6 protein-coding genes, 1 tRNA gene and 2 rRNA genes (1 of these 9 only partly in view) are annotated in these 13,668 nt (G+C 55.4%); 5 read left to right on the forward strand and 4 right to left on the reverse strand.

Annotation, left to right across the window (positions count from 1 at the left end):
* Nucleotides 1-103 precede the first annotated feature (103 nt).
* A complete protein-coding gene (locus IM739_RS00770; RefSeq protein WP_237369389.1) occupies nt 104-1,006 on the reverse strand; it encodes an ArdC family protein in 903 nt (300 codons plus the stop codon).
* 530 nt (nt 1,007-1,536) lie between these two features.
* Between IM739_RS00770 and IM739_RS00775 the strand changes: the two genes are divergently transcribed.
* The 5 genes from IM739_RS00775 (at nt 1,537) to IM739_RS00795 (ending at nt 11,610) form a co-directional block, all read left to right on the forward strand.
* Entirely contained in the window at nt 1,537-7,959 is a 6,423-nt protein-coding gene (locus IM739_RS00775; protein ID WP_237369390.1) for a hypothetical protein, read from the forward strand.
* Nucleotides 7,889-8,608 (forward strand): AVAST type 3 anti-phage proein Avs3b, encoded by a 720-nt coding sequence (gene avs3b / locus IM739_RS00780; protein ID WP_336886401.1) that lies wholly within the window; start codon nt 7,889-7,891, stop codon nt 8,606-8,608. The genes IM739_RS00775 and avs3b overlap by 71 nt, the downstream gene beginning before the upstream one ends.
* A 30-nt stretch (nt 8,609-8,638) precedes the next feature.
* Nucleotides 8,639-8,845 (forward strand): hypothetical protein, encoded by a 207-nt coding sequence (locus IM739_RS00785; protein ID WP_237369392.1) that lies wholly within the window; start codon nt 8,639-8,641, stop codon nt 8,843-8,845.
* A 60-nt stretch (nt 8,846-8,905) separates the two neighbouring features.
* Complete coding sequence (locus IM739_RS00790) at nt 8,906-9,268, forward strand: hypothetical protein (RefSeq protein ID WP_237369393.1); 363 nt, start codon at nt 8,906-8,908, stop codon at nt 9,266-9,268.
* 140 nt (nt 9,269-9,408) lie between these two features.
* Nucleotides 9,409-11,610 carry a hypothetical protein gene (locus IM739_RS00795; protein ID WP_237369394.1) on the forward strand — a complete coding sequence of 734 codons (2,202 nt, stop codon included), beginning with the start codon at nt 9,409-9,411 and terminating at the stop codon, nt 11,608-11,610.
* Between the two features lie 278 nt (nt 11,611-11,888).
* On the opposite strand, the gene IM739_RS00800 is transcribed toward IM739_RS00795, so the two are convergent.
* The 3 genes from IM739_RS00800 to IM739_RS00810 all read right to left on the reverse strand — a co-directional run.
* Nucleotides 11,889-11,965 (reverse strand) — tRNA-Met (locus IM739_RS00800).
* 235 nt (nt 11,966-12,200) lie between these two features.
* Nucleotides 12,201-12,315, reverse strand: a 5S ribosomal RNA gene (gene rrf / locus IM739_RS00805).
* 119 nt (nt 12,316-12,434) lie between these two features.
* A 23S ribosomal RNA gene (locus IM739_RS00810) occupies nt 12,435-13,668 on the reverse strand; it runs 1,565 nt beyond the window's last position.

Below are 13,668 nucleotides of genomic sequence, written 5' to 3' on the forward strand. Positions count from 1 at the left end.
ACTCAACATAATTGATCATAATAGATCAACTTCAAACCTCATATATCCAGCGCCCGCCTCTGGCGGGGGCGAAATTTTCCGCCGATTCAGGAGGAACCGCCGCTCACGCGGCGGCTCCTTCCTCGGTGTCCGCAACGCTCTGCAGACCGTGCAGGAAATCGGCGGCGCGCTGCGCGTGGGCGGCTGCGCTGAAGATGGCGCGCTTGTCTTCCTTCAGCACTTTGAGCCAGCCCTGAATATAAGCCGCATGATCCGCACCGGGCACCGGCGTCAATTCCAGATCGGCGCACAGAAATGCTGCGCCAAGTTCGGCGACCAGTTCCTCGCGGGCATAACCTTCATCGCCCCACTTTTTGCGACCAAGCTCCCGGTCAAGGCGGTTCTTGTGTTTTGTCCAGTGGGTTAGTTCATGCGCCAGCGTCGCATAGTAAGCCTCTGGCGCGTGAAAGCTCTCGAAACAGGGCATCTGCACATGGTCGCTCGCGCCACTGTAATAGGCCTGATTGCCGCCGTGGCGAATATCGGCACGGGTCGTGGAAAAGAACGCTTCGGCGTGTTCAATCCGCATGGCCGGATCAATCACGGGTTCGGACTTCGCATAATATTGCTCGGGCAGCCCTTCGATCTGCTCAACGTTGAAAACCGTATAGGCTTTCATAAACGGAATGTGCCGCTCTTCCTCGCCGCCGTCGTCCTGTTCCTCGGTCCTGGTGATGGTGTTCGCATAGACAACCATATTGCCACGCTCGCCCTTGCGCACATGCGCGCCAAGTCCATTGGCCTGCTTGAAAGTCATCCAATAGGGCGAGCAAAAACCAGCCTCGATAGCCGCGCCCCACAGCATCAGAACATTGATGCCGCTATAGGCCTGCCCGTTATGCCGTAGTGGTTTGGTGATCCTTCCCTCCATATTGCCGGCACTCCAAGGCTTCAGCCAGGTCAGCTCGCCCTTTTCCAGATCGGCGATAATCTTATCCGTCACTTGGCTGTAAACGTCGGTCTTCATGTCCCTTTTCCTTTGATCGGGTTGCGCATGCAACCGATCTGCCCCTCTGGCGAAGAGAGGGGGGAAACCGTCCAGACCAAAAGCGTCCGGGGTGGTGCGGGCGCAGGCGAACGCCGAGCCACGGCCCGGATGCTTTTGCCCGAAGGGCTTGGTCTTGACGGAGGACGGGGCTGCCAGCCCCTAAACAGACAGAAGAAGATCGCAGGGCCCGGAAAAGAGCCCTGCTCAGCAAAAGGGCCGCAAAAAGCGGCCCGTTAAACGCAAGGGATGGAAGCCGGTTGGCCGAGACTATGGGCTCGGTTCACGACAGCCCGGTCCGCAGGATGCGTCTCGTTACCGGAAGCATACCATTCTGGGCAAGTTGCCCCACCCAATTTGATCGTCCTGGCAGAACCGCGGGATCTGCCGCTACTTAGCGGGCAAGTTGAGTAAATCGTTGCAATTGGGGGTCGCTTTGACGTTCGCACTATCGCGCAACGGTAAATATTGGCAGGATTGATCAATAGAATCATCCGAGCATAGAGCTGCTTATGCCCAATTTCGACTTTGGTGGTGCGCGTGGGTCCGGGCTTGGAGATGATTTTCACGAATTATGGGCCCTTCGTCGTGCCCTAGATATGTTGCTCCCCAGCTCGGATATTGCCGCCATTACTGTCGAGGGTATGCTCCTCAAAGATGAAAAGGGCGCGCCAAGTGACACCTGGGACGGCGTCGACTGCACATTCTACTATGGCGACGAAACCATCGAAAATGCCGCGAAGGTGGTTATCGATCAGCTGAAGTATTCCGGCTCCGACCCAAACCAGAATTGGACCATGTCGCGCCTCACGGCGTCGACCGCGAAAACAACCAATAACTCCGTAATCCGCAAGCTTGCCAAGGCATTCTCCAGAATAGACCAAATGAGGCCGGGTCTTCTGGACAACGGTGCCTTGAAGGTAAGGCTCGTCAGTAACCAGTCGATCTCTTCCGCGGTCTTGGAGGCTTTGCCAAAGACTGCGGACAATGCTGCCGCGCGCGATACGCTTCGACGTGCGAGTGGCCTTGGTGTACGAGCTTTCGACCGGCTCTGTGCGGCCCTAGACTTTTCGTTGTGCGGAACAACAAGCCTCATGGCACTGGAAGAGAGCGCCATCTCGTCGATCTCCGATTGGACTGGCGACGACGCGAGCGAGACGCGCGATCTATTGTTGAAGAAAATCCGCAACCTGATGCGGCCGGACGAAAAAAGGTCCGCGATCCGCAAGGAGACGGTTCTTGGCTGGTTAGGCTACGCGAAAAGGGAAGCACTATTCCCCTGCCCGTCCAGAGTGATCGAGCCCACGCGGCTGGTCATGCGCGAGGATGTCAAGGCAATAGCAAACGAAATTCTTGACGGAGTGCAGCGGATCTTCGTTCACGGGATCGGCGGATGCGGCAAATCGACCGCTCTTTTTGAGGTCAAAAGACTTCTTCCAGAGGGCTCTAAGCTGATCACCTATGATTGCTACGGCGGTGGAACCTATCTGAACAGCAACGCTTATCGTCATCGCCGGGAAGATGCTTTCATTCAGCTCGCCAATGAGCTCGCGCTCGAATGCAATATGCCGGCATTCCTGCCGTCAAGCCGGGTGAAGGATTTCGCTCGGGAGTTCCACGAGCAACTCGTCAGGGCTGGCGCTCTTCTGTCTCAGCAAGACCCACTTAGCTTGCTGGTCATTGCGATAGACGCTGCCGACAACGCCGTGACCGCGGCCAAGGCACGAAAGGAAGAGGACCGCTGCTTTGTGCCTGACTTCCTCGCGCTTGGTGAGCTCCCTACCAATGTTCGTCTCGTCGTTTCCGCCCGAACCGGACAAATTTTAGAACTTGGCCTTCCCACAAATTTCGCGCGGAACATGCTCGTCGGCTTCACCAAGGAGGAGACAACGGCGTTCGTCTCGCCGCAGTTGGACGGAATAGACGATGGCTGGATCGTGGACTTCCATCTTCTCTCGAAAGGAAATCCGCGGGTCCAGAACTATGCCATCGCCTTTGGTGGAGGCAACGCCGACCAGACCCTCGCCTACCTCAGGCCGAACGGCAAGAGCTTGAACGAGGTGTTTCGCGCGCAGCTGGACTTTGCGATGGGCAAGGCCACAAGCAAGGCGGCCGTCGATCAATTTTGTGCAGCATTGATCGAAATGCCCAGGCCGATTCCAACCGCCGATCTTGCAGCTGTCAGCGGAGTTGTAGAAGCACAGATCACCGACATTTGCTCCGATCTCGAACCCGGCTTGCAGGTTAACGCCGGCGCCATGTCTTTCGCCGACGAGGATTTTGAGCACTTTATCAGCGACGACGCGGCAACAGATCGCAAATTGATGCGCGCGAAAATTGCAGACCATTTCTCGCAAACTCACTCAACCAGCGAATATGCCGCCGAGCACTATGCACAAGCCCTCGTCGCTGCCGATCGGGGCAGCGATCTGCTAACGCTCATCAAAAGCGAAGGCGAGCCGGCGGCAATCGCGGACCCCGCCCAGCGCAGGCGGGTACAGCGCCAACGACTGCGGCTCGCCCTTTTTGTATGCCGCGAGAATCACGACACAGCTGACGCGATCATTACTATCCTCATTGCCGCGGAGGCGCTGAATACCGACTCTGCCATCGAGAGGATCATTGAAGAGAACCTTGATCTGGCAGCGGCTTTCAGTCCAGACGAAATGGATCGAATCGTCTTTCGAGATGCAGAAAATCAAAAGCTCCAGGGGCCGGCGCTTTGCTATGGCCTCGCGCTCGCCGCACGTGCGGAGAACTGGATAGAGGTTCGCGAGATCCGGAGGCAACTGCGGTCTTGGGATCAACTCCGAACTGAATATCACGATAGCCTTGATGGTGACGAACACCTTCAATCTTTCAAGCAATGGGATATCCCCGACACTGCCTTCGCCGCCGTTTTGGAGGCAAAGCTACGAACAGATGGAGCTCGGGAAACGTTCGATCTTGCTATGAGTTGGCAGCCGCGCTCCTGGGTTTTCGATTCCCTAAATGTCCTTTTCAAACGCCTGCACGCGATGGACGAAAAGGCGCTTCTCAATGACCTCGATACTTTTGCGAAGAGCGCAGGTACTCCGTGGCGATTTGCATTCGAATTGCAACAATGTCTGGCCGTGCAGGATTATGTGCCCACGAACCTTGTTGCTGATGTCCTGACGCTTTCGAATCGCGGAGCGATCGCGAAGTCACAAGAGCACCAGTATGAGCACAGCGAACCGCAATTCAGCTCGTTAGCCGAGCTAATGCTCACCGCGTGCGAATGCATTGTTGCGCGTTCGGAAAATCCGGAAGTTGTTCTCCCCATCCTTGCCGAAATTGCTTCACCCCACAATCGACTCAGCACTCGACTTGCCCCTTATCAGACGGCATCTCTCGCGTGCCTCCTGCGCGCCTGGACGCTCCTCGAAACACTTCAGGCGGGGAAAGCTGACTGCAAGCTATTCTTGGTGGAACCTGACGAACCAACGCCGGAGGAAGGCGCGTCAGAACAGTCGACAGCTCCGAAACGGAAAGTATCCCGTGTCGACAGGAAGCTGTCGGAGTACGTTTCGGTCGTTGGCCCATTCTATGCAGCGCGTGCAGCTGTCCTCACCGGAAAAGACAATGTCGAACAGCAATTTGAAAAGCTGAAGACCGCAGCAAGTTCGCTTTCGGACGACAATTATCGGCTCTACCAATCCTATTATACTGGTCCGATGCGCGAGACTTGTGCGCATTCGCTCGCAAAACTTATGGTCGTATCGGGCATCGCACGCGCCGCACTTTGTCAGCTTTCGCTGGATATCGTGCAGCGTGACCGAGCACCTGAGACCTGGGCAAAACTGATCAGCGCTTTTGCTGTCGACCCGCTCCTGCATGCGGAGCTCATTAAGCTCGCCAGCGACCAGGCAGCCAGAATCAAAGCCGAACGGGCGAGCGCCAGCAGTAAAGTCAGCGCACTCTTGACGCTCTCCAGATCCATCGAGCCGATTAGCCCCGATGATGCGAGAGTCCTGTTTAGCGACGCCATTGAGGTTGCTGCCGAGATCGACGACAACGTTATCAACGAGTTGATGGTCTTCGAAAATTTCGCGACCCAGCTTCGTTCATCGTTCGATCACGAAGAGCGTCGGCGCATAGCAACCGACTTTGCTGTGGTGGTAAGCGACGCGGCCTTCCGGCTGGAAAATAATGACCACTTCCCTTGGGACTCCGTCTCGCGCACGCTCGCGAGATTGGATTTCTCGACCGGCCTCGCCTGTGTCGCCAGATGGGAAGATGAAGCAATAACGCCGCGGAAGAACTCGTTACCTGTCATCGCGTCAGAAGGGCTGCTTAACGTCGATCTGACACCCGCACAATTTGCGGCCTTGCTGCCCTTCTACTCCGAGGACTCCTCGCCTGATTCCCACACATTCCTTAAGGCGGTCGAACTGTGTGGCGCCGACGATAAGCGCCCTCTTGCATCCGAGATTGCTCGTAACGAGCTGTTGGACAGCGGGCGACCAAATGAGCGACTGTTAGAATCTGTCGTTCGGATTCCATCAAAACACGATTTCTGGTGCGATCACGCGGTCAAGGCCGTATCCTTCCTGCGAGGAATCCAGGAGCCGGGACAATCGGGACCGGAGAAACCTGAACCGGACTTTGGGGCAGATCACGCGGGCGAGCCAGCAGAGCCTTTTGATCTCACCAAATGCGACTGCACGTCGGTCGAGAGCCTTCAGGAGACTTGGACGCGATATGACGCACGTCCTCAAAAGTCGAAACCATTCGGATCTCTCGAAGAGTTTCTCCAGCAAATCCGCCCCGACCAGCCGCGGAATCGCGTCAAATATCTGGATGCGCTCTCGAGCTGGGAAGCCGATAGTTTTGAAAGACGATACATCCTGGCCGAAATCACCGCGTGCTTAGCTGAATGGGCAGGCTCTCCGGCTGTTCGGAATTGGACCCAGTCCCGTTTGCCACAGGTGATCCTCGACGGTTTCCTTGAAGCGTCAGCGTATATTCGCCACGACGAGGCAGTTCTAGGCGACATGCTCGCAGTTTCGCTGCTGTCGGACACCGAAAAGCAACAGTTGCTGCTTGCGAGCATCGAGCGCCATGCCGACAACCTTGGCCCGGTCAGGCTCTACCATCTGATAAGATTCTTGGGAAAATTTGTTGGCCCCGAAGTCTCCGGAAAAACTCTCCAAACATACTCAAGCCGCCTGAAGAACAGGATCAAGCGGGAGGAGCAGGCCAATTGGGATCTCGATGATCTACCAAAGACGCCGGTCGCGGCTATGGCGCGGTTTTTCTCGGCCTATCTCAGCGATATTGGAGTGGGCGCCCGCTGGCGGGCAGCCCATGGACTTCGGATCGCCTGCCGAATCGGCGACGACATTCTCCTTCGCGAGGTCATCGCGTGCGCCGACCGCAAGATGGAGGGTACCTTTCGGGACGGCAACGCGGCCTTCTATTGGCTGACCAATCGGTTGTGGCTCGTCATCGCACTCGACAGGATTGCACTCGAAAGGCCGTCAATCTGCGCGCAGCACGTCGACTTCCTGATAAGCCAGGCAATCGGCAAAGAACTGCCACATATGCTCATTCGTGAATTTGCGAAGTCTGCGCTGCTCAAGCTCGAAAAGGAGGGAGCAGTAGCCATTGATCCACCACTGCTTGAAACCATCCACTCGGTCAATCAGTCCCCCCTCCCCCCAGTCGTAGCGCATAGCTATGAGCTACGAGGGCGATACGACCGGACACGGCAAGACAAAGCCGAGCGCCGGTTCCGCTTCGATGAGCGGGAAACCTTGGAGGGGTGGTATCAGCCGGCTGCACGTGTCTTCGCTGATGTCTCGACTGAGGAGTTCATTTGTAAGGCCGAGGAGTGGATCGTCGATCAATGGCATGTGACGGCTGACATTTGGCGCTGGGACGAAGAACCAAGAAGAGGTCGACTGGGACAAGGAATGAGCACCATGCATCGCGATGGCTCCCTTCCGGAGGTAGAACGATATAATAGGTATGTGGAGTGGCACGCGATGTGGTGCGTGTTGGGCGATCTTGTAACAACCCACGCAGTCCGGCAAGATCCCGATGGGGACGACTATGGAACACTCGACAATTGGCTCGGTCGCTTTGGCTTAACTTATCCACCCAGCTGGCTTTCGGATCTGCGAGGACCTAAGCCGCTTGAACCGCGGTTCTGGCGACAGCCAGCGAAGGGTTCAGCGGCGATTGACAGGTGGACCGATGAGATAGAGGAAGAGGAATTCCTCACAGAGGCCGGGCTTGATGATCCCGAATGGCTCGTGGTCGCTGCCAGTCACACAACAAGATCCAGCGAATTTTGGAAATCCGTGAATATCAATGCGGCGCTGGTCGTGCCGGAAACGGCCGCAGCTCTTTGTCGTTCACTGCAAGCCTGCACGAGCAGTTGGGACTATCACCTGCCGCACGAAGGCTCCGAGGCCGAAATCGATGTGGGTGCGTTTCGGTTCAAAGGCTTACTTCGCGACTTTGGCCGCGAGCATCGAATTGATGGCCAAGACCCAACGCGTATGTCGCTTGCTCGCGACATGCCTGAGCCCGGACTGCAGGTCTACGATATTCTCAAAGTCACGAAATCCGACGGTCCCGCCACCGTTTGGACGGATGTCAGCGGGGCTGTTCTGCTGGAGCGGGCCGCCTGGTCAGAAACGTCCAGCGGAGCAAATGAACGTGATCAATATGACCCGGCATTTCGTACCGATGGGCATTGGCTGCGGATAAAGAGAACGGCTTTGAAGAGCTTCCTTGAGGAAGTGGGCATGGATCTCATCATCGAGGTTGAAATCGACAAGAGGAACAGTGGGCATGAAAGCTCCGGGCACAGTTCTAAAACAAAACGACGTACATATGACAGACTCTACGTCCTCCGACGAAACGGTGCCCTCGACGCTGCCCACGGATGTGTCGGAGCTTGGTAGACTGCTTGTTAGGCAGCTGGGCAGAGCAGGGATTCACAACACCCTTGCGGGCTGGATGAGCCACTACATCGCCGAGCTCATGCAGGCAGCCGAAGCGGCAGTGGGAGACGAGCGTTCCGTAAAGATGGCTCTGTGCTCCCAAGTGATCCTCGAGCTCTGGGCGAAGGCTGACGTCTTGCCAGACGGAATCCGCCCTTTCCAAGGCCTTGAACCGATTCTCCGAGCGTTGGAAAGCCTCGACCCCGGTGATGATACGCCCAGATATCTCCGGCCCGCGAGACGGCCCTACAAAGCCGACGAGGAGAGCGATGCAAGCAGACAGTGGCTCGAATGTGTCGAGGGACTGGACTACTCAGCGCGCATCTTGATCCGCTTTTGCCTCGCGAGAGCGTCTGAAGGCGCTCTCGACACAACGAAGGAGTGGGTGACTGCTGCCAAGCTTGCCACAGAGGACAATTCACCTGTCCTCCCGGTTATCAGATTTCTCTCCGATGAAACCAAAATAATCGAAGATCCGAGCACGGAGCAAAAGCAGGACCTGGAAGAACGTTTAAGGCGCCTCGAAGCGTTCTCGCTTATGGCCACGACGATCGCGGCCGGCATTCGCGCAGAACTGGAAGAGCTTGATGCTGGACAAGATCAACCGTGAGCCCTGCGCTCGCTCGTATCGGAGATTTGTATGATAAGCGGCACACGCGAAAAAACCTATATTGCTGGCGACCTCACCGTCGAAGACTGGGAAAACCAGAAAAGGATATTGACAGTCGGTGGCTCCCCCGATTCTTGGGCGGACGCTTTCGACAACTTCTTTCTGCAGCGCCTGCAGCTTCGATACTTTAGGCCGATAGAGTTCATTCAGAAGAATGGCGATTGGCGGGGAGAGTGATTCTCGATGGTCTCTCTACAGTGTGCGCTGATAGAGTTCCTGGCAGCCACCAGGAACGGAATGAAATATAGGCACCTCAAGCGAGGAGAGGTCCTAAGCCAATTTGAGTACACGAAGAGCGGCACGGTTTTCTGTCAGTTCCTGCAGGATGAGATGCCGTTCAAAGAGTGGTTTGACGAAAATTCCGCTGCCGAATTCTATTCCTCGGTCCGATGTGCGCTGCTTCATGAAGCACGAACAAAGAGTGGCTGGAGAATCTGGCGCACAGGTGCTCCCGCGGTCGATACCACCAGAAAGATTGTCTTCTGTGACGCCCTGCAGGAGGCGATAGTGGCTTACGTCGGCGAGTACGGCCGAACACTTTTGCAGGATGCAACCTTGCAGAGCGCGTTCATTCGTAAGTTTGATAACCTGGGAACATGAGCCTCGTACCCATTCAAGATTATTTTGAACGGCTCCAAGCTCGCGACACAGGTAACAGATAAATGTCGCCAGCACCCGAAGTTATAAACCGACCAGCTTGGGGTTTGTAGAAAGATCGACTTGGGGGCAATGAGGTGAAAATGAGCTCGGACCAGTTAAGGGATGAAGAAGTAGCCGCCGCTCACGCGGCAGGAAGCATCGCGACCGATCTGTTTCGCCAGACACTTGGTAAGCTCGTCGAAGAGACGACTGCCGTCGATGCGTTGGAGTTTCTGGCACGCGCCGCCTTTTCGGTGATTATTCACGGTTTGAATCCATCGAAGCCGGGTGAGAAATACCGCTTGGAGCTTTTTCATCTTGAATTGATCCAGGCGTTGGCGCTCTCACGTCACCGCGCCGCCTCCGATCCTAAAACCGATTATCCGCTGGTCACGGAGCGCATCATCAATCTGATCGGTCAGAATGCGCAGGCCTATCAGGATCAAGCAAAAAGCAAGGTCTCGCCCGACGCAGCCGAAAACCGCCGACAGGAAATGTTGAACCTAATCCAACGCTGGACGCTGGCAGTTAGGGGGCCGCGGCAGGGGTTTCAAACTCGGCAATATGCTTCAGAGTTAGCGATGTCGGTCAATGGGTCGTTCCGGCATCACTACGGTTGCGACGCGACAGAAGCCGTTGCTGCACTTTCCGCGATCATCGACATATCTGAAAGCCGGGTTCAGGCTCATCTGGAAGATATGCGCGTTTGGATGACCCGGAAGAACTCCGGAAAGGCGATGCTTGAGGCTTTCATCCGTAACCTCGAGCCAAAAGAGCAAGTAGAGATTTCTTCCCGCGCAGCGATGCTCCTACATGATCAAAAGCAGCTTTTTGCACTTTTGTGGAACATCAACGAACAACGCTGGATGAGCCTTTTCAGATTCTCAAATGCTGAGCTGGTAGCAGCTGCGCCGATCGAACAGAGGCAGCCGATCATAGCTGTACTCTCGAAGTTGTCCTTAGATTTTGGTGAAGTTACAGTAGCGGACCTTCAACACCTGCATCTTGACAATTCGGTTCAACGCAAGCCGCTCATTAAGCTGGACGACAGCAGCTTCTTCTGTGTCGGTCCTCAGATCCTTGGTGTTCATTTGGCAGAGATTATCGAGAGTTTGTGCGCGAAGGCACCGAAGCTCAAGAAGGCTGCCGAGAAAGCACGTGCGGACTGGTTAGAGGCTCGTCTAAGCGCAGCAGTGCGGAAATACTTACCACATGCTGATGTTCGCGAACAGGTAAAATGGACCGATAACGGTGGCGTGACCACTTGGGAATCCGATCTTGTGGCGGTTATTGACAAGACTGTGCTGATATTCGAGGCAAAGTCGGCCAAAATCAGCGCCGCGGCCCGTCGGGGAGCTCTTCGAAGCCTGAAAGACACAATGAATGAATTGATCGTCGCGCCTTCGGAACAGTCGCTGAGATTGAAACAGCGCATCATCGGCAGGAGCGGGACGTTATCATTCACCACGCGGCAGGGCCCGCTGACTATTCACACGCAAGACGTCCGCGACATTGTAAGGGTGAACATCGTCCAAGATGCTGTTGGCCCATTGTCATCACATTGGCCACAGCTCAAGCAAGTCGGTCTTGTACCCGAAGACGCGGACATCGCACCAACGATGTCGGTGTTCGACATCGAGACTGTTCTTGAAATGGTGCCGAGTGAAGTCGAACGTTGTCACTATCTGAGCCGACGAGCGGAACTTGAGCGAAATGCAACCTATACCGCGGACGAAATGGATCTTCTTACCCTATATTCGAAAACCCGCTTCAACATCGGGGAGGACGAATACGATGGAAGCCACCACGCCTGGTATGGCTTATCCACGACCCTAAAGTATGTCCGTGACGAAAACCGTGGGGTTCGACTGTCATCACAATCTGCCGCGACCACCGAGTTCTGGGCAAAACTCCTAGCTTCACTTGAAAAGAGGCGGCCGGACGGTTGGACCCGTTTCGGCCACCGCCTTCTGAACGTCGATATCCCTCAACAGAGACAGATCGAAAAGTTGATGAAGAAGGGAATGAGGAAGACGAGCGGCAAGCCGCATCTTTTCTTTCACACGGGCATCACGTTCGGTACCAGCAAAAAGATGCAAACAATCGCCGTCGCCGTCGGCGCTCCAGTGCAACCGGCGCAATTTGACCTCAATCTCAGAACCTGCTCAGAGAGCGCGCTTGAACAGGGCGGACAGGACGACGTTTTAGTCTTGTACTGGTTTATGCCGCGAACTTCAGAACCCTACGACTTCATTGGTGTCTTTAACCGTCGTCGACTTCCAAGCACCTTTTGCGCAGCTTAATGCGGCGTCATGGGCTTTGCGCCGGTGACCTTCCGTTTCAATTAGCGAAGTCACCCGAAAGAACTGCAGTATATTGCGGCGGCACGCCAAGCCGATTTATCATATAGATATGACTGGCGGTCTTTTTTGGATAACACTCTAGAGCCGGCATATTCAAAAATTCTGCAGAACCGCCGCTGCAAAAACGCAAAAACCGCCCCTGGATGACAGAGGCGGTGCGGGAGATTTGGCGGTTAAGCGCCTGTTATACCGAGGCGGTTATTGATCTATGTCTGAACTGGTTGCGGGGGCAGGATTTGAACCTGCGGCCTTCAGGTTATGAGCCTGACGAGCTACCGGGCTGCTCCACCCCGCGCCAAGCGCATTCGGCTTTGCCGAATGTCGCGATTACGTCATCGCTATGCGATGACGGACTGTGCCGGAGCAAAACCGAAGGTTTTGTCTCCTGTAAGGTTGGCACGAAGCCGAAGCCTCTGATCCAACCCTGTGTTTTGCGTATTCTACAAACGAATAAGGGTCGCTTTTGGCGACCCCTGATCGGCTCAAGGGCCGTAGAATGTTTAGAGAAGATTTATGTTTGCCTTTAGCAGACCTGGCAGCGACCTACTCTCCCGCGTCTTGAGACGGAGTACCATTGGCGCAGGGGCGTTTCACGGCCGTGTTCGGAATGGGAACGGGTGCAGCCACCCCGCAATAACCACCAGGTCAGCTAAGGGCAATAAAAGAGAAGCTGGTAGAAGTCGTTTCGACTTCGTTTTGAGATATGAACACGTTTTTGGCTTCATCGCCGCCGCTGAGGCGGCCGATGAGCATGGTCAATGAGAACGATCAAGCCAATCGAGCTATTAGTACCGGTAAGCTTCATGCATTGCTGCACTTCCACACCCGGCCTATCAACGTGGTAGTCTTCCACGGCTCTGATAGGGAATACTCGTTTTCAGGTTGGTTTCCCGCTTAGATGCCTTCAGCGGTTATCCATTCCATATATAGCTACCCTGCTATGCCGTTGGCACGACAACAGGTCCACCAGAGATATGTCCATCCCGGTCCTCTCGTACTAGGGACAGATCCTGTCAATATTCCTACACCCACGGCAGATAGGGACCGAACTGTCTCACGACGTTCTGAACCCAGCTCACGTACCGCTTTAATTGGCGAACAGCCAAACCCTTGGGACCTGCTCCAGCCCCAGGATGCGATGAGCCGACATCGAGGTGCCAAACAACCCCGTCGATATGGACTCTTGGGGGTCATCAGCCTGTTATCCCCGGCGTACCTTTTATCCGTTGAGCGATGGCCCTTCCACGCGGGACCACCGGATCACTATGACCGACTTTCGTCTCTGCTCGACTTGTCAGTCTCGCAGTCAGGCGGGCTTATGCCATTGCACTCGACGACCGATTTCCGACCGGTCTGAGCCCACCATCGCGCGCCTCCGTTACTCTTTCGGAGGCGACCGCCCCAGTCAAACTACCCACCATACACTGTCCCGGATCCGGATAACGGACCGCGGTTAGACATCCATGACGATAAGGGTGGTATTTCAAGGATGGCTCCACTCAAACTGGCGTCCAAGCTTCAAAGCCTACCACCTATCCTACACATGCCGACACGAATGCCAGTGTAAAGCTATAGTAAAGGTGCACGGGGTCTTTCCGTCTGACCGCAGGAACCCCGCATCTTCACGGGGAATTCAATTTCACTGAGTCTATGCTGGAGACAGCGGGGAAGTCGTTACGCCATTCGTGCAGGTCGGAACTTACCCGACAAGGAATTTCGCTACCTTAGGACCGTTATAGTTACGGCCGCCGTTTACTGGGGCTTCAGTTCAAAGCTTGCACCTCTCCCTTTAACCTTCCAGCACCGGGCAGGCGTCAGACCCTATACGTCGTCTTGCGACTTCGCAGAGCCCTGTGTTTTTGATAAACAGTCGCTACCCCCTGGTCTGTGCCACCCCATCTCACTTGCGTAAAATGGGGTCACGCTTCTTCCGAAGTTACGCGTGCAATTTGCCGAGTTCCTTCAGCATAGTTCTCTCAAGCGCCTTGGTATACTCTA

Source organism: Rhizobium sp. SL42 (assembly GCF_021729845.1).
Taxonomy (GTDB): Bacteria; Pseudomonadota; Alphaproteobacteria; order Rhizobiales; family Rhizobiaceae; genus Allorhizobium.